21 protein-coding genes are annotated in these 19927 nt (G+C 62.8%); 6 read left to right on the top strand and 15 right to left on the bottom strand.

The window, feature by feature from the left end:
* Positions 1 to 368 precede the first annotated feature (368 nt).
* From AC1RWI_RS34375 to AC1RWI_RS34365, 3 genes are all read right to left on the bottom strand, one after another.
* Complete coding sequence (locus AC1RWI_RS34375) at positions 369 to 680, bottom strand: hypothetical protein (protein ID WP_492870553.1); 312 nt, start codon at positions 678 to 680, stop codon at positions 369 to 371.
* Positions 681 to 698: 18 nt separating this feature from the next.
* Complete coding sequence (locus AC1RWI_RS34370) at positions 699 to 1025, bottom strand: hypothetical protein (protein ID WP_492870552.1); 327 nt, start codon at positions 1023 to 1025, stop codon at positions 699 to 701.
* Positions 1026 to 1245: 220 nt separating this feature from the next.
* Positions 1246 to 1896, bottom strand: a complete 651-nt coding sequence (locus tag AC1RWI_RS34365; protein WP_492870551.1) for a HugZ family pyridoxamine 5'-phosphate oxidase — start codon at positions 1894 to 1896, stop codon at positions 1246 to 1248.
* 387 nt (positions 1897 to 2283) lie between these two features.
* On the opposite strand from AC1RWI_RS34365, the gene gdhA reads away from it, so the two are divergent.
* The gene (gdhA, locus tag AC1RWI_RS34360) at positions 2284 to 3627 is read left to right on the top strand and encodes an NADP-specific glutamate dehydrogenase (RefSeq protein ID WP_043356342.1); all 1344 of its coding nucleotides are present in this window, start codon (positions 2284 to 2286) and stop codon (positions 3625 to 3627) included.
* 339 nt (positions 3628 to 3966) lie between these two features.
* Positions 3967 to 4347 (top strand): c-type cytochrome, encoded by a 381-nt coding sequence (locus tag AC1RWI_RS34355; RefSeq protein ID WP_492870550.1) that lies wholly within the window; start codon positions 3967 to 3969, stop codon positions 4345 to 4347.
* A gap of 168 nt (positions 4348 to 4515) precedes the next feature.
* On the opposite strand, the gene AC1RWI_RS34350 is transcribed toward AC1RWI_RS34355, so the two are convergent.
* The 11 genes from AC1RWI_RS34350 to kce all read right to left on the bottom strand — a co-directional run bounded on the left by AC1RWI_RS34350 (position 4516) and on the right by kce (position 14210).
* On the bottom strand, positions 4516 to 5202 hold the full coding sequence (locus tag AC1RWI_RS34350; RefSeq protein ID WP_043356340.1) for a DAPG hydrolase family protein: 687 nt from the start codon (positions 5200 to 5202) through the stop codon (positions 4516 to 4518).
* A 41-nt stretch (positions 5203 to 5243) separates the two neighbouring features.
* Positions 5244 to 6362, bottom strand: coding sequence for a porin (locus tag AC1RWI_RS34345; RefSeq protein ID WP_082055199.1), 1119 nt, complete (start codon positions 6360 to 6362; stop codon positions 5244 to 5246).
* 90 nt (positions 6363 to 6452) lie between these two features.
* Complete coding sequence (locus AC1RWI_RS34340; protein WP_082055198.1) at positions 6453 to 7532, bottom strand: branched-chain amino acid ABC transporter permease; 1080 nt, start codon at positions 7530 to 7532, stop codon at positions 6453 to 6455.
* On the bottom strand, positions 7529 to 8401 hold the full coding sequence (locus tag AC1RWI_RS34335) for a branched-chain amino acid ABC transporter permease (RefSeq protein WP_492870549.1): 873 nt from the start codon (positions 8399 to 8401) through the stop codon (positions 7529 to 7531). Before AC1RWI_RS34335 ends, AC1RWI_RS34340 begins: the two co-directional genes overlap by 4 nt.
* Entirely contained in the window at positions 8398 to 9096 is a 699-nt protein-coding gene (locus AC1RWI_RS34330) for an ABC transporter ATP-binding protein (protein WP_492870548.1), read from the bottom strand. The genes AC1RWI_RS34335 and AC1RWI_RS34330 overlap by 4 nt, the downstream gene beginning before the upstream one ends.
* Positions 9089 to 9826: an ABC transporter ATP-binding protein gene (locus AC1RWI_RS34325; RefSeq protein WP_043356336.1), complete on the bottom strand. Its 738-nt coding sequence runs from the start codon at positions 9824 to 9826 to the stop codon at positions 9089 to 9091. The genes AC1RWI_RS34330 and AC1RWI_RS34325 overlap by 8 nt, the downstream gene beginning before the upstream one ends.
* An 8-nt stretch (positions 9827 to 9834) precedes the next feature.
* Entirely contained in the window at positions 9835 to 11085 is a 1251-nt protein-coding gene (locus tag AC1RWI_RS34320; RefSeq protein ID WP_492870547.1) for an ABC transporter substrate-binding protein, read from the bottom strand.
* A 162-nt stretch (positions 11086 to 11247) separates the two neighbouring features.
* Positions 11248 to 12036 carry an SDR family NAD(P)-dependent oxidoreductase gene (locus tag AC1RWI_RS34315; protein ID WP_492870546.1) on the bottom strand — a complete coding sequence of 263 codons (789 nt, stop codon included), beginning with the start codon at positions 12034 to 12036 and terminating at the stop codon, positions 11248 to 11250.
* Positions 12029 to 12403, bottom strand: coding sequence for a cupin domain-containing protein (locus AC1RWI_RS34310; protein ID WP_043356332.1), 375 nt, complete (start codon positions 12401 to 12403; stop codon positions 12029 to 12031). The genes AC1RWI_RS34315 and AC1RWI_RS34310 overlap by 8 nt, the downstream gene beginning before the upstream one ends.
* 11 nt (positions 12404 to 12414) lie before the next feature.
* A complete protein-coding gene (locus AC1RWI_RS34305; protein ID WP_052495150.1) occupies positions 12415 to 13236 on the bottom strand; it encodes a cyclase family protein in 822 nt (273 codons plus the stop codon).
* Between the two features lie 41 nt (positions 13237 to 13277).
* Entirely contained in the window at positions 13278 to 14210 is a 933-nt protein-coding gene (kce, locus tag AC1RWI_RS34300; RefSeq protein WP_492870545.1) for a 3,5-dioxohexanoate:acetyl-CoA acetone transferase, read from the bottom strand.
* Positions 14211 to 14502: 292 nt separating this feature from the next.
* Here kce and AC1RWI_RS34295 point away from each other — a divergent pair, with 292 nt between their 5' ends.
* The gene (locus AC1RWI_RS34295) at positions 14503 to 15417 is read left to right on the top strand and encodes a 3-hydroxyacyl-CoA dehydrogenase family protein (RefSeq protein WP_492870544.1); all 915 of its coding nucleotides are present in this window, start codon (positions 14503 to 14505) and stop codon (positions 15415 to 15417) included.
* Positions 15418 to 15467: 50 nt separating this feature from the next.
* Here AC1RWI_RS34295 and AC1RWI_RS34290 read toward each other — a convergent pair whose 3' ends face one another.
* Positions 15468 to 16301 (bottom strand): IclR family transcriptional regulator, encoded by an 834-nt coding sequence (locus tag AC1RWI_RS34290; protein ID WP_043356326.1) that lies wholly within the window; start codon positions 16299 to 16301, stop codon positions 15468 to 15470.
* Positions 16302 to 16825: 524 nt separating this feature from the next.
* Here AC1RWI_RS34290 and AC1RWI_RS34285 point away from each other — a divergent pair.
* From AC1RWI_RS34285 to AC1RWI_RS34275, 3 genes are all read left to right on the top strand, one after another.
* Positions 16826 to 17584, top strand: a complete 759-nt coding sequence (locus AC1RWI_RS34285; RefSeq protein WP_492870543.1) for a TolC family protein — start codon at positions 16826 to 16828, stop codon at positions 17582 to 17584.
* Between the two features lie 15 nt (positions 17585 to 17599).
* Positions 17600 to 18439: a sulfotransferase family protein gene (locus AC1RWI_RS34280; RefSeq protein WP_330218531.1), complete on the top strand. Its 840-nt coding sequence runs from the start codon at positions 17600 to 17602 to the stop codon at positions 18437 to 18439.
* A 141-nt stretch (positions 18440 to 18580) separates the two neighbouring features.
* A partial coding sequence (locus AC1RWI_RS34275; RefSeq protein ID WP_492870542.1) for a DUF4347 domain-containing protein occupies positions 18581 to 19927 on the top strand: 1347 nt, incomplete at its 3' end.

Genomic DNA, 19927 nt, shown 5'->3' with positions numbered 1-19927 from the left:
CTCGCTTCGCATCGCGCTTGGGTGTTTCCCGCCCCTTCGGGCGGGAAACACGGCTACCACAGTTGGTTGATCTTGCTTTTGGTTGGCCTTCTTTCTGCTGTGCTCGGGCATGCGGCCTAATACCGTGGTCCGGCGAGCTGGGGCAAGAGCCGGGCAGGAAATGCATCCAAGGCCCATTGCGGCAGCCTGGAAGAGCGCTGGCGCATGCGGTCGTTTTCCCAGGACAGAATCAGGCGTGAACGCAGAGCGGAGTTGTCCAGCGCAAAGGTCCTGTCTGCAACCTCAAACGCGGGAGCGAAATTGGCAAGGCTTCGGGCGTGGCGGCGCCTTACATCTCCGGGGGGCACCCAGTGACCTCCCGCGGCCGTTCACTGGGCGATCCGCGCGATGCAAAGGCCTGGATCGGGGCCGCCGACGAAGACGAGATTGACTTTGTAGCCGGCAGCCTTGGCCCGTCCCATCAGGATCAGTTCTCGCTTGCCAGAGAGCGTGGTATCGACGGCGAACGATGCGCTTTCGGCCAGGAGTTTCTCTTGCTCCCGGACGGCGAGCCGGCCGGCCTCGATGGGGGAGACGACAAGCTCAGCCGCGATTGAATCCGGTGACACCACTGGAATCCGGCTGGCGAACCAGCGGTCCGCCACGGTGGTCTTCCCTGAGCCGTTAGGGCCGGCAATCACCCATAGCTGCGGCACGGATCAGATAGCCCGTACGACCGTAATCGTCCCGTCGAGGTCGACGCGAGCAAGCTCCTCGCTTCCATCGGGGTTTTTCTTGACGATAAACCCGGGGTATCTGGGATCGGCGTAGTAGACCGGTCGGCCCTTGTCGAGATGCTCGCGCGCAGCGGTCTCGCCATGGGTGGCAATGGCTTGTTCGAATTCCGCCGAGGCGCGGAATACCTCGCCACCCGGCTTGATCGCGCTCTGCCGCATCTCGGCTCCTTCGCGCGTGAGCGCGTATCGAATGCCGCCATTTTGGCACACTGCGAATGCGATCGCGGCGTGGCAGAAAACGTGATCCATAGGGCGCATGAAGATGTGCTCCGCACGTCGATTTATGCAATCGCAGTCCCTTGCCACCGGATCCACCTGACGCTGTCGACGCGGCAGGAATCCTTCGGGGCTTGGTGAGACGGACGGCGTTCCGGAAGTCGATCACGATCGACCGCTAGATTCCACCTTAGTTTTTCCTACGCAGCGGAGTCCACGTGCTGCGCATCGCCTGAGGGCAGCAGAGGCTGGTTCAGCCGAGGTTGGCCGCAACGGCCAGGGCCGTCGCCTCCAACGCGTTCGGCGCGATGGGTGCATGGGAAAAGCACCTGCGGCGGCGGTGCCCCGCGATGTCATAGTCAATGCCATAGCCATCCACGCCAAGCACGCGTACGCCGCCCGGCGCGGCGAGCGACGCCGCTTGCACGATCCCGGCCTCGACGCCTGGCGCCACCTGCGGCAAGGCGTCCCACGCCGATTGCCCGATCCAGCCCATCCGGCCGACGCCGCCGATAAACCGTATGGCGCTCGGGTGAATGCGGAAGAACTGGAAATCCAGCGCCAGCAATGGCTCGGTAGCCGGCGCATAGCGCAGGTAACGCGCCAGCTCGTCGGCATTCGGCTCGATGCGGGCGGCATCGCCCACCAGCGTCAGGCGCGGGGCGTTCTGCACGTCAACGGCGCCGGGCTGCAGCACCGACAGGCTCACTCTCGCATCGGCAAGGAGGTTGCGCGTGTGCTCGGCCAATGCGCTGACGCAGATCACGGGCGCGCTGGCCGCGTCGGGCACGAACGGCACCACGGTGGCGTAGGGATAGCCGGGCAGGGCGCAAGCGTGCGTGGCCAGGGTGCCGTAGGCCGCTTCGTGGAGCAGGCTGACAACTTGATCGATCGGGACTTCCACGTTCTTTGCCCCCTGTCTGTGCGCGATCCGAGCATTGTACGGCGTGCTCAGGCCCGCCTTCGAGGCCGCCAGTCTCTGCGCAATGGCCACTGATCGCACAAAAATACAAGCAGGCGGCCTTTATATGTCTGCTGGTCAAAGGTGTTGTGCCTGTCTTGCTGGCCACATCAAATGCTAAGCTTCGCCCTTGGCGATACATTCAAACACGATCGTGAATGTATTGACATGGCCCGGCGGCCGTTGCCACATACCCACCGGGCTCGCCGCAGTTGCGCCGCCCCGGACCATCCGGGCAGCGCCGTGGCATCCCTCGGCACGCCTGCCGGACAGGTATCCGCGGCGGCCGTCTTCTGCCAAGCACCAGCACATCGAAACAAAGAGACACTTGTGACATCTGCCTCCCTTGAAACATTCCTGGCCGGCGTTGCCCGGCGCGACCCCGACCAGCCCGAATTCCTCCAGGCCGTGAAGGAAGTCATGATGACGCTCTGGCCCTTCGTCGAGCAGCATCCGCGCTACGGCGAACAGGCCTTGCTGGAGCGGCTGGTGGAACCCGAGCGCGTGATCCAGTTCCGCGTGGCATGGACCGACGACCGCGGCCAGGTGCAGGTCAACCGGGGCTTCCGCGTGCAGCACAGCTCAGCCATCGGCCCCTACAAGGGCGGCATGCGCCTGCATCCCACGGTCAATCTCTCCGTATTGAAATTCCTGGGCTTCGAGCAGACGCTGAAGAATGCGCTGACCACGCTGCCCATGGGCGGCGGCAAGGGCGGCTCGGACTTCGATCCCAAGGGCAAGTCCGATGGCGAGGTGATGCGCTTTTGCCAGGCGCTGATGACCGAGCTCTACCGCCACCTTGGCCCGGACACCGACGTGCCCGCTGGCGATATCGGCGTGGGCGCGCGGGAAGTCGGCTTCATGGCCGGCATGATGAAAAAGCTGTCCAACAGTTCCGCCAGCGTCTTCACCGGCAAGGGCATGGCCTTCGGGGGCAGCCTGATGCGGCCCGAAGCCACCGGCTACGGCACGGTGTATTTCGCGCAGGAGATGCTGCACCGCCGCGGGCGCGATTTCAGCGGCCTGCGCGTGCTGCTGTCCGGCTCGGGCAACGTGGCCCAGTATGCCGCCGAGAAAGCGATCGAACTGGGCGCCAAGGTGCTCACGGTCTCCGACTCCGGTGGCGTGCTACATTACCCCAAGGGCATGAACAGCGAACAATTGTCGGCCTTGATGGCTTTCAAGAACGAGGCGCGCGGCCGCCTGGCGGAATTCGCCGCCGAGCAGGACCTGCACTTCGAAGCCGGCCGCACGCCCTGGCACGTGCCGGCGGACGTGGCGCTGCCCTGCGCCACGCAAAACGAGCTGGATGGCAATGACGCCGAACGCCTGCTGGCCAACGGCGTGTTCTGCGTGGCCGAAGGCGCCAACATGCCCGCCACGCTGGACGCCGTGGACCGCTTCCTGGCCGCGCGCATCCTCTACGCGCCGGGCAAGGCCAGCAATGCCGGCGGTGTCGCCACCTCGGGGCTGGAAATGTCGCAGAACGCCATGCGCATGTCCTGGCACCATGCCGAGGTCGACGAGAAGCTGCACGCGATCATGAAGGACATCCACGGCAACTGCATCCACTACGGCCAGAAAGCCGACGGGTTCATCAACTACGTGGAGGGCGCGAACGTGGCCGGGTTTGTGAAAGTCGCGGACGCGATGCTGGCGCAGGGCGTGGTTTGATAGAGGGCTCGTAGCGGGCCCATAGCGGGCCCACGCACGTTGGCCTGCACCTTGGTTTTCTGACCCGACTCGTCGCAAGCCTGGGCCGGTCGGGCGCCTGAGCGTTCCGCCTCACGAATCAACGATATACACACGCCGCCGATCTGGGACGACTGACCCGTCGTCCTCCTTTCCCCCCCCCAAAATCGCCCGGGACTTTTTTTCTCGGACGTTGTTCTCGCGCTCGCTTCAACCGGCAACCAGCCAGTAAGATCGTGGGCGAAGATTTTGAGGCTATCGTGGCAATTCTCACAGCGCCAGACGCTGATTCAAGCTGATTACATTGGGAGCGCGGTGCGCATGAAAGCTAAAGAGAACGTCATCGCTGCATTGATAATCATGCTTTTAACGCCGTCTATGTCCTTTGCGGATAGTATCAATGGGAAGAGTATTTTTTCGCAGAGATGTGCCATGTGTCACGGAGCTGATATTAAAGGCACCGGACCATTGGCTAATAAAAGCACCCCTCCAACGCCTGATCTTACAACGTCTGCCTTCAAGAGACGCTTGATCGATTATCCGGGTGTCATTGTATCGTCCGTCATACTCCGTCCAAACGGGGATCTGATTCCGAGAACGTTGCGGGAAAATGGCGTAAAACTACCTGCGTTCACGTGGACGGTAAAGGATTTTCGTGATCTGAATGAGTATATGACCGGTGCAATATCAAGGGCTAAATAATAATATTTTCGTGTAACTGCCGGCCAACCCTCGATCCGTCACGACCTTGGCTGCCGACCGATGCGCAGCCTTGGACTTCGCCCACGCTGCGCACCAATCGATGACCGGTTTAGTTCATGACCCAAAAAAACGAAGGAAATGATTGGGCCGGAACAGTTTCCCTGTCCCTCACCACGGAAGCCGAACCTTGACGCTATCCCGATGCTCTGCAATATAGAGCGAGGGCAGAAAGCGGGAAAGGAAGGTGAATTCGTTGTAGCAGTGCATGAGTAGTGCCTGTCCGAACGCATCGGGAAATGCAGCCTTGATCTCCTCGGCGCCATGCCCTTGCGCGGGCATATCCTCGCCAAGGTAGAAATGACTTCTCAGCGCCATTCCCGATGGCGTATCGCGCCCCATGTGCAACAGCCGGCCGCCAAGTATTTCGCCACTGCCGGTGCGGGCAGGCGCATCGCCCATGCCGACCCGGCCGCAAACCGCCGCGCTGATGGCGCCGCGGTCCCTGGCTTCGTCGTACGCCGCAGCATCGAAATACTCATGGGGATGACGAAACTGAATGGCGAGCTTTTCCGCGGGCGATCCGGAGAAATGCTCCTCGACCAGATGAATGGACCCGATATGTGTCCCATCCTGAGCCTCTGCCCACGCGCTGGAGACATGGTCGGCCGGATGCCACCAGATGTACTGCTGCGTATTTGGGCGAAAGCGGAACCACCATTCAAACATTTCCCCCGTACAGCCGTGTAGTTCCGTGCGGCAGGCCACGTGCAAGACGCCGCTTGCGAGACGTTCATAGCCGGTCTCCAGAGCAAGCGGAGCCGGATCGAGCAAGGCGTGCGCTTCAGACAAATCCATTTGAATCTCCTTCAAAAAAAGAACACCAACTGACTGTCACCTTAAAACCGCGTGGCCATCCCGATACGCCCGATGGTCTGACTGGATCCGGACGACGCCGCGTCTGGCCCGAAGAGTCCGTTGATCCATGCCTGCGCGCCGTGGTCGCCGGCAGCATGCTGGTAGACGCCTTCCAGGTAGACCGAGGTGCGCTTGGACAGCGCATACATCAAGGTCGATGTGATCTGTTGCGCCTTGTTGTGGCTGAGCTGTGCGTTTCCCTTCATCCACTGGTAGTTGGCCCCAAGTGTCAGGGCGCCGGACAGGGTCCAGTTTGCGCCCGCCTGCACGACGTTGACCATGGCACCGGAGAGTGTGTTGCGCGTGTTCGTGTAAAGAATGTGGGCCAGCACCGAAGGGAATCCATAGTGCGCGCCCACGCCGACGTTGCGTATGCCGTCCCGGCCATTGTTGATCGCGCTGTAGCGCGCGTCCGTGACGGCAGCGCCAAGCGCGAGCGGGCCGCGCTCATAGTTCACCCCGGCGCTGGCGGTCCGCCCGGAGGTTATCGAGCCCGCGACCTCGCCGAAACCATACAGGGCGCCAAGCGTGAAGCCGCCAATTGACGGTGTCACATACTTGACGGAATTTGCCACGCGCGTGGAGGCGCCGACGCGATCGAAGTCGGTCGCTCCCGTTGGGTTATTCGGAATGCCGAGGCCAGTGAACGGGCCATTGCGGAAATTGTAGAAGCCGCCATATAGCAGGCCACCGTCAAGACCGCCGAACAACAGGGATTCCGTCATGAAGTCATACTGGTTTCCCAGGGAAATTTTCCCCCAGGATACATTGCCAAGACCGACCAGTGCCTGCCTGGCGAAGAGCGAACCGTTCGACGGAATCGTTGCGCCATTGTCATTGCTGAACTGGCTGGCCAGTTCAAAGAATACCTTGTTGCCTGCGCCAATGTCCTCGTTCCCGCGCATGCCGAAAATGCTTGGCACATAGACCCCGGTATCGAGCAATACGCCTCGTTTTCCGGATTGATTGCTCACATACGTCACGCCGGCATCGAGCATGCCGAACAGGGATACGCTGCTCTGGGCGCAAGCGCCGGCACCGAATCCAAGACACGGCAGCGCCAGCAGCCATCTTGCCTTCACCGTCTTTGTTGTTTTCATCGTCGTCTCCTCGTTATTTTCTTGTATGCTGCGCTGCGGGCGAGAACTACGGCGCGCCCCATGCAACGTGACGCCGTCACGTATCGGTCATCACCGGTTGCCGGCTACTTCCGCCCCCCGCCCTTCACCCTCCCGGGCGGGCGGGGCACCCGGGTACCTGGCCGGGGCGTGCCAGCGCGTGGGCAGAAATGCCATGCCATGGCGCGCGGCGAGTTCCCCCCAGATTCCCCTGGGATAGAAGCGCATCACGACGATGCCGATCAATCCCAGAAGAATCAGGTAGGTGCTGCCGGTGTCGGCAAGGTACTGCCGCATCACGAAATAGATGATGCAGCCGATGATCGGGCCCTCAAGCGTGCCGATTCCGCCAATCACCACAATGAAGATGATGTAGCCGGTCCAGTTGATGTCGAACGCGGAAGCGGGCGAAATACGCAGCTTGGTCAGGAAGATAAACGCCCCCAGCATGCCGTAGGCAGCGCTGACCACGATATAGACAGCGAACTTGAGGTGCCGTTGATGAATCCCCATGGTGGACGCCGCACTCTCGTTGTCTCGTATCGCGCAGAGCGCGAGACCATACTTCGACCTGAGCATGCGGTACGCGCCATAGTTCACCGCGACGGCAAGCAGCAGGGCGATGAGATAGAGCAACATGTCGCGACTCATCCAGCCCAGGTCAAGGGAGCGCACCGCATCCAGGGGAATGCTGATTCCCGACCCGGCTCCAAGCGCGCTCGCTTGTGAAAATGCCAACCGGAACACCTCGGCGATGACCCAGGTCCCGATCGCCAGGTAGGGGCCGGCCAGGCGAAAGACCGCAAATGCGACGATGCACGCCATGCCGGCAGCGCATAGCCCGGCCAGGACAATCGACGCCAGCGGCGGCATCTTGAAGAAGATCGCCAGGGCAAAGAGGACATAGCCTCCGCTGCCAAGGTAGGCCTGCTGTCCGAGCGACATGAATCCGCCATAGCCAGCCAGGATATTCCACAGCTGTGCGAGCGCGACGAAATAGAAGAACTCGACGAGCATGGACTGCTGTCCCGCATCGAGCACGAAAGCCAGTGCGGCCAGCGCAACGGCCGTGGCCGCAAAGGCGCCGTCGGTGCGCGAAAACCTCGGCGCGCTGGCAGGCAGCGCCAAGGGAGATGTCAGGTGTGCGCTCATTGGTTGCCTCGTTGGGGAAAGATGCCGTTGGGCGCGATCAGCAGCACCAGGAGAAACAGCAGATGGCCGGCAAGGAGTTGCCAGTCGGGGTCAAGCGATGCGCCGACGCTCTGTGCGACGCCGAGCGCGATGCCGCCGGCAAGGGTGCCCCACAGCGAACCCAGCCCACCGATGACCACCGCTTCAAACGCAAAGATCAACCGGTCCGGTCCGCTGGCAGGATCGAAACTCGCCCGCGTCCCCATGAAGACAGCGGCGATGCCGACGACGGCCATCGACATGCCGGTCGCCAGCGCGAACAGGTTGCGGTGATTGATACCCATCCAGCCAGCCGCCTCCGCGTCATCGGAGGTTGCCCTGAATGCGCGTCCGATTGCGGTGCGCCGCAGCATGAACTGGAGCGCGCCAAGAACGGCAATGGCCGCCAGCAGCGTGATCACCGGGAGGATGCCGACGGCGATGCCGTTGCCCAGAGGCAGGCTCATTGTCTCGATCGCGCCGCCAGGAAGCTTCCTGGAGTCCGCCGAGAATACTTCCAGGAGACCGTTTTGCAGGACGATGGACAGGCCGAACGTCAGCAGCATCGGACGCAGCACGTTGGCGCCCATGGCGCCGTTCAGTAGCGCGCGCTGCAAGACATAGCCGATCGCAAACATGACCGGGACGGTTAGCAGCAGCGAGGCAAATGAAGTCTCCGCCCCCGGGATGCGAATCGCAAAGGCAAGGAATGCCGCCAGCACGATCAGGTCGCCGTGCGCGACGTTGACCAATCGCATGACACCGAAAATGAGCGACAGCCCGCTCGCATACAAGGCGTAGAGGCCGCCCAGAAGCATGCCCTGAACGATCACATCGATCCAGTCCGTCATTGTTCTTCTCCGAAGTACGCGCGTCCGATCTCTTCCTTGCTGGCCGATGCGGATTTGCCGGACAGCGTGACCCGCCCCTTCTGCATGCAGTAGTAGCGGTCCGAGAAGCGAAGCGCCTGATGAATATCCTGCTCGACGATCAGCAGAGTCGTGCCTTCCTCCTTGAGGGTTGCGAGGTGGCCATACATCTCTCGAATGATCTTGGGCGCCAGGCCCAGCGACAGCTCATCGCACATCAGCATGGAGGGGTTTGACATGAGCGCACGCCCGATGGCGACCATCTGCTGCTCGCCACCGCTCAGGGACGTCACGTTCTGCCGGCGCCGCTCCGCGAGTCGGGGAAACATCGTGTAGACGCGTCCCAGATTCCACGGACCCGGCCGCCTGGCGTATGCCCCGATCTGCAGGTTTTCCTCCACGCTCAGGCTCGGAAACATGCGGCGCCCCTCGGGAACGAGCGCAATGCCCTTGCGCACCACTTGCGCCGCACTGTCGCGTCCGAGGCTGTGTTCGCGCAGGCGGATCGCGCCGTGCCTGACAGGGAGCGCTCCCGAGATTGCCTTGAGCAAGGTCGATTTCCCGGCGCCATTCGCGCCGATGATCGCCACCGACTCGCCTTGCCGGATCGTCAGGCTCAGGGCAAAGAGCGCCTGAAAGTCACCGTAGTACGCATCGAGTTCATGAATGCTAAGCATGGGATTCCACCTCGATACCCAGATACACATCCCGCACGGCGGCGCTGTTCATCACAGCCGACGGCTCGCCTTCCATGAGCTTCTTGCCGAAGCTCAGCACCATCAGCCGGGAAACAACCGCGAGGAGCGCGTGCACGACGTGCTCGATCCAGATGATGGCGGTGCCTTGGGCGTGGATGCATTGAATGGTCGCAACCAGCTCCGCCGCCTCGCCCTCCGTCAGGCCGCCCGCGATTTCGTCGAGCAACAGGACCTTCGGGCGGGTCGCCAGCGCTCGCGCCAGTTCCAGCCGCTTGCGTTCGAGCAGCGACAGCGCAGCCGCCGGTTTGTCGGCATGGCGGAGCAACCCGGTCAGTGCCAGCGTTTCGTAGCAGTGCTGCTGAGCTCGGCGCGCGTCCAGCCTGGCGCCAAAGAACGCGCCCACGAGCAGGTTTTCAAATACCGTGAGCTGGGAAAAGGGCCGCGGGATCTGGTACGTTCGCCCGATCCCGGCAATCGCCCGCTCGTTCGGAGAGGCATGGGTGACGTCCCGCCCTTCCAGCAGGATACGGCCGCTGTCCGCGCGGATGTTGCCGCTCAGCAAGTTGAAGAAGCTGCTTTTTCCCGCACCGTTCGGGCCAATGACGCCCAGCGCTTCGGCGTGATCGAGCGTGACGGACAAATTGTCGGCAACCGTCACCGCGCCGAATCGCTTCACCAGCATTTCGGCGGAAAGGACACAATGATCCATACGACCCCTCAGGTGAGAATTGCCAGGCGCTTCTGCACGCCGATATCCTTCGCGAGCGTTGCGCTCACGATCTGCAGATCCAGTGGATGCCTGTTGCCCGCGGTCCACTGCGCACCGACCAGCGGCGTCTTGGTGACGTTCTTGACCGGGCTTCCGGTCCACTTGACGGGACCGACGGCTGACGCGTAGTCCGTGGCACGGATCGAGGCGACAATGCCCTGTGGCGTTAGCACGGTGGTCCGCCTGAGCACATCGAGCGCGACCTCGAACAGGGACAGCGTTGCGCCAAGGGGTTGCACCCATTGCCGGCCGGTCGCTGCTTCATAAGCATCGGCAAACTGTGCACTGGTCTCGCCAGTCAGTCTGGAGCGATAGGGATAGGCCGGCGACCACGCGACCTCCGTGGACAAGCCCACACCGCGCGGCCCGAGTCCTGCAACCGCGGAAGGGAAGAGCAGTGCCTTGGCAAAGGTCACGATCTTCGGCTTGAAACCCTGCTGTGCCGCCTGGCTCCAGAATGTGGCGAATGCCGCGGGCGGCAGGACGCCCGTCACGATCTCCACCTTTGCCGCCTTGAACGCGCGGATCTGCGCCGAGAAATCATTGGCGCCTGGCTGGAACCGGCCAAGGTCGACAAGCTTGTAGCCGTTCGCGGCAAGCGCCGGCGGAAAGCCGAATGCCTTGTCACTGAACGCGTTGCCTTCCGCATCGTTCGGCCAGAGCGCGCCGACGGTGCGATTGGTGGCAGCTCCGGTGCTGTCCCAGATGGCCGTATACACCGCGATCAGGTCTTCCAGTCCCCAGCAAAAGTGATAGGTGTACTCGAAGCCCTTCGCCGGCGAGCCGCCTCGCCCGAAGTAGTAAGGTTGCCACGGGCAGTTCGTGGTGATGCAGGGGATCCGGCTCAGCTCGCATTGATCGGATACGGGGTTGACGGTGTCCGCAGTGCACGCGGACACAATCAGATCCACCTTGTCGTCCTTGATCAGGCTTGCCGTGACTTCGGCGGCGCGATTCGGATTCGACTGGCTATCCTTTTCAATGATCAGCACAGGATGCACATTGCCCGCGACAGAGATGCCGTTCGCAATTGCTGCGCGCACGCGCTGCAGGATGAATCCATCGGTCTCCGCGAACGGGGCGAGCGGCCCGGTTCGCGGGCTCACGTAGCCAATCTTCAGCGGCCGCGCGGCCGCCGAAGCGGGCCGGATCGATTGCGCGCCAACCGTGGCCGCGCCCAGCGCCACCAGGCCGCGCAAGGTGGCGCGGCGCCCGGCGAAGCGCATCCGGTGGACAGTGCCACCTTCCGTTTCCTTCTTCATGTCTTGTCTCCTGTCATGCTCATGTCATGCACATGTCGGCGCGGTTCTTCTTTGGAACCGCTTGCCTTTCGTACCTGCCGCTGCGGGCAGGGCGAATCACTATCCGGCCGTGTAGCCTCCGTCGATGTATAGCGTCTGGCCGGTGCAAAACTCCGACGCCCTGGAAAGCAGGAACTGCAACGCACCGACGAGATCCTCGGGTTCCCCCAGGCGCCCGAGCGGAATACGCGCGAGCATCCCTTCGCGCGCTGCACGGCCGCGATCGTCATCGGCGAACATCCATGCCGTGAGTTCGGATCGGAACACCGTCGGCGCGATGGCGTTGACGTTGATGCCGTAGCGGCCCAGCTCGCATGCCAGTGTCCGCGTCAAGCCATCGATCGCCGCCTTTGAGGGGCAGTAAGCCGAGTAACCGGCGGCAAGCCCGAGCTTGCCGCGCGTGGACGACAGCAGGACAACCCTGCCGCGCTGCGCCGTCTCGATACAGTGGGTGGCGAAGGCCTTGCAGACCAGCCACGATCCGCGCACGTTGGCTGCCATCACGTGTTCCCACTGCTCCGTGGTCATATCCTGGATCGGCGCGGGATTGTTGGTGCCCGAGCCGACGACGACGAAATCGATGGCGCCGAACTGCGCAACCGCTTCGTCGATCAGGTTGCGGGCATTGGCCTCGGTGTCGGGCCTGCATGCCTTGGCCTTGACCCGGATGCCGTCGGCATTCAATTGCATTTCGAGTTCGCGCAGCGCCTGCGCATTCGCCCCCGCGATCACGAGTCTCGCGCCGGCATCGGCCAGGCTGCGTGCCGCAGCCCGCCCGAACGCGCCGGTGGCACCGGTGATCACGCCTACCTTGCCTGACAAACCAAAGGCGGCACTGGTACTAGCCATTGTTTCCTTCTCCTGTAGATTGGCTGCCGGGCAAGGCCGAAGCCAGGATCACGAGCATCGAGGCCGGCAACCTGGAATCGTTCCTGATGCTTCGCCCTTCGCCGGCCGGAATCACGCACGAGTCCAACGCCTTGAGCACGACGTCCCCGCCAGCGGTGGTGAGCGTGATCTCACCGCTCAGCACCACGTAGACCTTCTCTGTCGGCCCTGCGTCCCATTGCGCACCGCCGTCTGGCAAGAAGTGCGACAGGCCGACCCAAAAATGCTCCACGTGCGTGGCGTCCAGCCCCTGCAACCGCAGGGACCGCATGTCGAAATGCCTGGCCGCGTCATAGCGGGCCGCGGCATGCAGCCGTTTGACTTCCATGGCCGCTTCCGTTACAGGCCGCTTTCGATACGGAAGGACTGGCTCTTGTCCTGCATCGCCACCACACGTACGATGCATCCGTCCCCCTTTACCCAGCGCCAGGGGAACGCCGCTATCGTCACCCGCTTTCCGGTCACCTTGTCGAGATCGCCCCCGACATTCTCGATACCCGGGATGCCCGCTTCGAGCAGCGCCCGATGCGCCGGCTCCCAGTGCGGAAAGTCCTGCTCGACGGAGCGGCCCGTTTCACGCTCATACTCCTCGCATACCCGCGGCAAGAGCGGGCCGACCCCGTGGCGGCCGATCGCGGTGCCCAGCGGATGATCAAGGGCCTGCTGGTCGACGCCGACCATCTTCACGCCCTTTTCGGCCAGCCATTCGCCCGCTTCCTTGTACAGGCCGGGCGAGTAGGCGTAGTACTGGCTGTTGTCGCCGTAGTGATGGTGCCAGCCGGTGTTGATCATGACGATGTCACCCCGCTGGATCTTCGGATAGGCGTTCTCCAGGTCCTTGGCCGTGATCACCTCCCACTTTTTCTTGGGGATGCTGACCACCACGCCTGTGCCGAAGAAACGGTCCAGCGGGATCTCGTCCAGGAACGGCGTGCCTTCGATCACGTGGGCAGGCGCATCGATATGCGTACCGCTGTGCATGACGGTGGTAATGCGTTGCGTCAGCACCCCGGACTTCGCCATGTAGTGGATCCGCTCGATCTTCACGTCTTCGAAGTACGGCCAGTTAGGCACGCCGTGACCCCAGGGGTGGCTCAGTTCGACGAATTCGACGCCGTCGGTATTGGAAGGGGGCGTGGCGGGGTATGCGGATATCGACATGATGTCTCCGTGGTAGAAAGGATGGCGTAATTTCAATGGGTTCAGAACGCGACGTTGTCGCGCCCTTTGAGCTGCAGCATGGATCGCGCTTCGGCGGGCGATGCGATCTCGAAACCGAGTTCTTCCAGGATGTGGCGGATCTTCCTGACCTGGTCGGCATTGGACTGCGCCAGCTTGCCGCGCCCGAGGTACAGGCTGTCTTCGAGACCGACCCGCACGTTCGCCCCCATGATCGATGCGTAGGTCAGCAACGGCATCTGGTGGCGCCCGGCACCCAGCACGGACCAGTAATAGTCGCGGCCGAACAGCCGGTTAGCCGTCTCGCGCATGAACGTCACGTTCTCGGCCGCAGGCCCGATACCGCCCAGGATCCCGAAGATCGTCTGCACGAAAAACGGCGGCTTCACCAGGCCGGCATCGACGAAGTGGGCCAGGTTGTAGAGGTGCCCCACGTCATAGCATTCGAACTCGAACCGGGTCCCGCATCCTTCGCCAAGCTCCATGAGGATGCGCCGGATGTCCTTGAAGGTATTGCGAAAGATCGTATCTTCCGTGCCCTCCACGTATGGCTTCTCCCAATCGTGCTCCCACCGGGCAATCTTCGAAGCGGCCGGGTGGATCGAGAAGTTCATCGAGCCCATGTTGAGCGAGGCCATCTCGGGCCGCGCGCGCAATGGGGGCGCGAGCCGCTCCTCCAGCGTCATCTTCGTGCTGCCGCCGCTCGTGATGTTGATCACGGCATCGGTCTGCCGCTTGATCTCCGGAAGGAACTGCATAAAGACGTCGGGATCGGCACTCGGGCGGCCGTCCACCGGATCGCGCGCATGCAGATGCAGGATCGACGCTCCCGCCCGCGCGGCGTCGACCGCCTGCTGCGCGATGTCCTGGGGCGTGATTGGCAGATAGGGCGACATCGTGGGCGTGTGGATCGCCCCCGTCACCGCGCATGAAATGATGACCTTCTCAGCTGCCATGGCTGTCTCCTTTTTTATGTACGTACCGTATTGCGGTTATGGTGTATCGCTTTGCGGTTACTTTATGGATCGCCATCCGCGTTGTCAAGCGTGCAGGCAGCGGCTTTCCCTGTGACGCGTTCAACGGGAGACATGCAATTGCCTCGCGGCCCGCGCCAGGACTGGGAATCCAGCTGTTCGACAGCGTTTACCCTTGGTTGACCGATGCCGGTTTGCTGCTTATAGTTAACCGTTATACGATACATGTGTATCGAATAACGGTTAAATTTAGAGGGAGAGGATATTGAATCCAATGTGTATCGGCGTCGTCGGCGCCGGGCTGATGGGCCACGGCATCGCGCAGGTATTCCTGGAGGACGGCCGGTTCGATGTGTGCGTCTACGACGCCGCGCCAGGCTTGATCGAAACCGTGCAGGAGCGCATCGCCTCCAATCTGAAAGCGCTGGGACGTCCCGCTGTGTCTTTCGCAAAGCTCAAGCTGAGCGACGACATCAGCGAAGCCTTATCCGGCTGCCAGATCGTGTTCGAAGCCGTGCCCGAAAAGCTCGAGATCAAGCATCACGTCATGCGCCAGATCGAGGCGGTCGTATCTGGCGAGTGCATCATCGCGTCCAACACCTCCGTCATACCCATCGGCCATATCGGCGAAGCTGTCAGCAAAAAGGATCGCCTCGTCGGAACGCACTGGTGGAATCCGCCCTTCCTTATCCCGTTGGTGGAAGTCGTGCAGGCGACGGCAACGAACCAGCAGGTCGTCGAACGCACGATCTCGCTGCTGGAATCGGTCGGCAAGGTGGCGGTACACGTCAAGAAGGATGTTCCCGGCTTCGTCGGCAATCGCTTGCAGCATGCGCTCTGGCGCGAGGCAATTGCCCTTGTGTCGCAAGGCATCTGCGATGCGCGCACGGTCGATCTGGTCGTCAAGAACTCGTTTGGCCTGCGGCTACCGGTGTTGGGGCCGCTGGAGAATGCTGACCTGGTCGGGCTGGACCTGACGCAGGACATTCACGCCGTTATCCTGCCGACGTTGGATAGCACCTCGTGGCCGAACCGTATCGTGACCAACAGCGTGCGCGACGGCAACCTCGGCATGAAGTCCGGAAAGGGATTCTACGAATGGACGCATTCGAGTGCGCAGGACGTCAGGGAGCAGCTCCTGGCGTATCTTGCCGCCGCGCTAAAGGAACGCGGCGATGCCCAGGCGTAAGCCTGTTAAGGCGTAAGGCGTAGCCCTCGGGAAGAGGGCCGGAGCCTGGGTCAGGCCCTGCGCAGCGGTCCTGCCAGGAGCCGCGCCCTGCATTCCACAAGCTTCTCAGTGAGAAGCGCTTCGTTTTGCACGAAACGGTGGGTCGGGGTCGGCACCGAGATGGCGATGCGCTGGTCCATTGGCCCGAGCAAGCCGATTGCAACGGCGCAGATCCCCAATGAGTTCTCCTCGCGGTCCACGGCGACATGGGTGGCCCGCGTTGACTCAATATCCTTTGCGAGATCGTCCCAGCTGCGAAGGGTATGCGGTGTCAGTTGCTCGAACTTCAGCTTGCCTTTCATCTTGGCCAGGGCCGCGTCGTCCAACATGGCGAGCAGGGCCTTGCCATTTGCCGAGCAATGCAACGGGAAAGCGGCTCCGACAGCGGAAACGGCCCGCAGCACATGCGTGCCCTGTACCTGATCGATAAACACCGCCTTGTTCTGATCCAGTATCGACAAGTCCACCGTTTCTCCCGTCGCTTTCGACAAGTCGACAAGCGCGTCGCGGACCAGGTCCGCGATCTCGAATTTCGTCGCATTGGCCAGCGAGAGGATAGCCGGACCAAGCCGCACGCCACTGCCGCCCGAAGCGGACATTGTCAGACCCTCCGCGCCCAGGGCATCGACAATCCGCTGCACGGTCGAGCGCGGCAAATCCACCTCTTTTGCAATGGCGCCGAGACTCAGGCCGCCCGGGTGGCTGCTCAACGTGCGCAGTATTTCCGCCGCCCGCGCAATGACCTGGATGCCTGCCCGCGCGGCGCGGGGGTCCTCTCCGGGGTATTCGGTGAGCGGGGTGGGGGATGGTGCCGCGGCGGCGACCGATGACTCTGACTTCCGCATTCTTCAATACTCAAATGGTTGCACGGATGCAGGACGGCGGAAGAGAAAAAGTCTGCCAACTGCTACGCTAATGCCGCTCCTTCGTCCTCGGTGCGCCGGTCCCTGGTCGGCATCTCATGGCGGCAGCGCTATGCATGGAACCCGATGGATGCATCAAGGACGCCCGCTGCCCCGAAACACGGGTTCAGGAAAGCAGATGTGGATTATAGAGCAGCGTGGATCGCACGCCGCGCTTGATCGTTGCGCAAGAACCGTGCGGCTCCACCACGCATTGGAATGCAGCAGCCTCGCAGACTGCGACGACATCTTGTGTCGGTCGCATTCGAGATGTCGCGTGGTCGACACACAGGCCAACGGCGGCCTTGAAACAATCTGGCTAGTCGCGATGGCACGTTCCGAAGAGGTGCATCCCGGGCATCTCGCTTCGGGCGCGCGCGGCACAAGCGAAATCCCGCCTTTCGGAGCAACGCGCGCCGGCCGACTACGGCAAGGCCCTATCCACCCTCGTCTATGCTGTTGGCCTGATGCCAGGAACCGCGTTGCTGCCCGCCGAGATGCCGGAAGTGGGGACTCCCGGCGCCATTGGCTACCTCGCAGGATGGCTAGATGAGGCCACGGCGAATCACCCCGCGATCGCCGCTGCGCGCGCACAGTCGGATGCAGCCAGAGCTAAAATCTCGCAAGTCCGCGCGGAGGGATTGCCCACGGTTGACTTGACCGGAAATCTCTACCAGAACGGATTCCCGAATCAAGGTCTGCAAGCGACGCGCAGCCATGGCGTCATTCGGGAAGCGCTACACGAAATGCGCGGCCGACATCCTCGAGCTGCGGTCGACACAGTCCGCGTCGACGGCGGGCGTCCGAAATGCACGCCTTTTCCCCTCCTGCTGAATCTTGAATCCTCATGTCAACAAGCGGCGCGAGGCGGCACGTTCGCAAACCGGTTGCGTCTTCCTGAAAATCCGGGCAGCCTTCCCCGGAAGGCGGTGAAGTACCTCGTTTCAGGTAATTGTCGGCCACGGCGCTGCCGGGCGTTGTTTGCCGTCAACACTTCGGCCGGTGCCTGGGAATACCTGAGCGCAGCTATGGAGATTGCATACGATCCCCTCGTTGTAGGGGTATCAATTCACCAACCCGCGCGGGTGCGCGATTTGCGGGAAAGCGCCTTGCCGCACGCCAATATCCTGCAATGCAAGTCCGCTGAAAATCCTTGCGGCGGCCCCGAGCTTGCCCGTCTGTCATATGTACGAGCGCCATGTCCATCGCATAGACTACCGGCTTAAAAGATAAAAACAGCGGTGAATCGGGTGTCTTCCAACCAGTTCCACTTCATCTCAGGTCTACCCCGCTCAGGGTCAACCTTGCTGTCCGCGCTACTGCTGCAGAATCCCCGGTTCCACGCGGGGATGACGAGTCCGGTGGGGACGCTGTTCAATGCCGTGCTGGCGCAATGCAGCGCCGGCAGCGAATTCGGGCCGGTGATCGCCCAGGACCAGCGCCGCCGGCTGCTGCGTGGCCTGTTCGATAGCTATTACGCGGACAAGGCCGGCAAGGGCGTGGTGTTCGACACCAATCGCAACTGGTGCGCACGCCTGCCCGCGCTGCAGGATCTGTTCCCCAATGCCAAGGTGATTGCCTGCGTGCGCAATGTCGCCTGGGTCATGGACAGCCTTGAGCGTTTGTATCGCGCCAATCCGTATGAAAACACCAAGCTGTTTTCCGATGACGCCGAACGCAGCACCGTCTATAGCCGGGTCGATACCCTGGCGCAGCGCAATCGCCTGGTTGGCTTTGCGTGGGCCGCGCTCAAGGAAGCCTACTACGGCGAGAACGCCGGTTCCCTGCTGCTGGTCGACTACGATCTGCTCAGTCAGGCGCCCGACAAGGTAATGCGCCTGGTTTATGACTTTATCGGCGAGCCGTGGTTTGCGCACGATTTCAACAACGTGCAGTACGACGCGCCGGAGTTCGATCAGGCGCTGGGCGTGTCCGGCCTGCATCAGGTGAAATCCAAGGTGGCAAAGCAAGCACGGCGCAGCATCCTGCCGCCGGACCTGTTCGAGAAGTACGCGGCGTTGTCGTTCTGGGAGGACGGCAGCAAAAGCGCGGCCAATGTCATCCGCGCAAAGCTCGATTAGCGCGATTGAATCGATTGGCGCGTTTAGTTCGACGAACAAGGGCTGGCACTCGCTGGCCGATTTCAGAATACTGACCAGAAAATTGCAGCCCGCCGCGCGCCTCCTGAGCCGTGCCCGGCGCGGATGCGCGAGGAGAGCGATATGTGGTGGACCCGGAAGCAGAAGGTAGAGGGCGCGGTTGCAATCCCGGCCCGGCCCGCAAAGCGGTCCAGCCCGCTCTCCTCGTCGCTGATCATGGCGCTGGAGCCCCGCATCATGTTTGACGGGGCCGCGGTCGCGACGGCAGCCGCGGCGCCGCACCCGGCAGCCGATAGCCATGGCGCGCCGGCGGACAGCCACGCGGCGGATAGCCACCTCACGGATAGCCATGTGGCACCGGCCGCAGCGCCAGCCACTGCCCAGCCGGCGGACGCCGCCGGCCATGCTCCCGCGCCGGCCGAAGCCGCCGCGCCGGTATCGCCGGCCCCGGCGCCATCCGGCCACAACGTGCTGTTCGTGGATAGCCGGGTGGAAGACAGCGCGAGCCTGCTGGCCGGTGTCGCGCCCGGCACGGATATCGTCTACCTGAACCGCAACGCGGACGGCCTGGCCCAGATGGCCGATTACCTGTCGGCCCACCCCGGCGCCAAGTCCGTCCAGATCATTGCGCACGGCGAGGCCGGCGACCTGTGGCTTGGCAATACCTATCTGTCCGGCGACAACGTTGGCAATTACGCCAGCAGCCTGGCCAGGATCGGCAGCGGCATCCAGAGCGGTGGCGACATCCTGATCTATGCCTGCAGCACCGCGCAAGGCGCGGCCGGCCTGTCGTTCGTCGACTCGCTGGCGGCGCTGACGGGCCGCGATATTGCTGCCTCGGACAACCGCACCGGCGCGGGCAGCGACTGGAACCTGGAAATCACCACCGGCCAGATCGAAGCCACCTCGGTGCTCTCGGCCAGCGCGGAATCCGCCTATGCGCACGACCTGGCGCTGATCACCGTGACGAGCACCGGAGATAGCGGTACCGGTACGTTGCGCAACGCGATCAATTCGGCGCAGGCAGGTGACACCATCACCTTCAGCACCGGCATGACGATCAACCTGTCGACCCTCACGTCGGGCAATTCGCTGCTGGTGATCAGCAAGAACCTCACCATTGATGGCGACATCAACCACGACGGCGTCGCCGACGTCACGCTCGATGGGCAATACAACGGCCGCGTGCTGGAAATCACCTCGGGCTCGACCGTCGGGCTGGAGGGGCTGGTCATCGAGCATGGCCTGGTTTCGGGCAACGGCGGGGCCGGCGGGGTGACTGCAACCGCCGCGCAGGGCGGCGGTATCTACAACGCCGGGACGCTGACGCTGACGGATGTCACCGTCACGGCCAACGCGGCTTCCGGTGGCGGCGGTGGCGGTGGTGTGCACGCCCCCTATGCTGGCGGCGCTGTTGGCGGCGGCGGCGGCGGCGGCGGTGGCATGTCCGGCGTTGGCGGTGGAGCGGGG

The organism is Cupriavidus sp. MPR-AND1C, assembly GCF_058809705.1.
This window is presented reverse-complemented; position numbering and strand designations above follow the sequence as displayed.

Excerpts from the sequence above, each read along its gene's own strand:
- AC1RWI_RS34305 (WP_052495150.1), bottom strand. The coding sequence starts at position 13,236 with ATGTCGATATCCGCATACCCCGCCACGCCCCCTTCCAATACCGACGGC.
- AC1RWI_RS34345 (WP_082055199.1), bottom strand. The coding sequence starts at position 6,362 with ATGAAAACAACAAAGACGGTGAAGGCAAGATGGCTGCTGGCGCTGCCG.
- AC1RWI_RS34335 (WP_492870549.1), bottom strand. The coding sequence starts at position 8,401 with ATGACGGACTGGATCGATGTGATCGTTCAGGGCATGCTTCTGGGCGGC.
- AC1RWI_RS34285 (WP_492870543.1), top strand. The coding sequence starts at position 16,826 with ATGCCAGGAACCGCGTTGCTGCCCGCCGAGATGCCGGAAGTGGGGACT.
- AC1RWI_RS34340 (WP_082055198.1), bottom strand. The coding sequence starts at position 7,532 with ATGAGCGCACACCTGACATCTCCCTTGGCGCTGCCTGCCAGCGCGCCG.
- AC1RWI_RS34370 (WP_492870552.1), bottom strand. The coding sequence starts at position 1,025 with ATGGATCACGTTTTCTGCCACGCCGCGATCGCATTCGCAGTGTGCCAA.
- AC1RWI_RS34315 (WP_492870546.1), bottom strand. The coding sequence starts at position 12,036 with ATGGCTAGTACCAGTGCCGCCTTTGGTTTGTCAGGCAAGGTAGGCGTG.
- AC1RWI_RS34310 (WP_043356332.1), bottom strand. The coding sequence starts at position 12,403 with ATGGAAGTCAAACGGCTGCATGCCGCGGCCCGCTATGACGCGGCCAGG.
- AC1RWI_RS34355 (WP_492870550.1), top strand. The coding sequence starts at position 3,967 with ATGAAAGCTAAAGAGAACGTCATCGCTGCATTGATAATCATGCTTTTA.
- AC1RWI_RS34330 (WP_492870548.1), bottom strand. The coding sequence starts at position 9,096 with ATGCTTAGCATTCATGAACTCGATGCGTACTACGGTGACTTTCAGGCG.
- AC1RWI_RS34290 (WP_043356326.1), bottom strand. The coding sequence starts at position 16,301 with ATGCGGAAGTCAGAGTCATCGGTCGCCGCCGCGGCACCATCCCCCACC.
- AC1RWI_RS34350 (WP_043356340.1), bottom strand. The coding sequence starts at position 5,202 with ATGGATTTGTCTGAAGCGCACGCCTTGCTCGATCCGGCTCCGCTTGCT.
- AC1RWI_RS34295 (WP_492870544.1), top strand. The coding sequence starts at position 14,503 with ATGTGTATCGGCGTCGTCGGCGCCGGGCTGATGGGCCACGGCATCGCG.
- kce (WP_492870545.1), bottom strand. The coding sequence starts at position 14,210 with ATGGCAGCTGAGAAGGTCATCATTTCATGCGCGGTGACGGGGGCGATC.
- AC1RWI_RS34325 (WP_043356336.1), bottom strand. The coding sequence starts at position 9,826 with ATGGATCATTGTGTCCTTTCCGCCGAAATGCTGGTGAAGCGATTCGGC.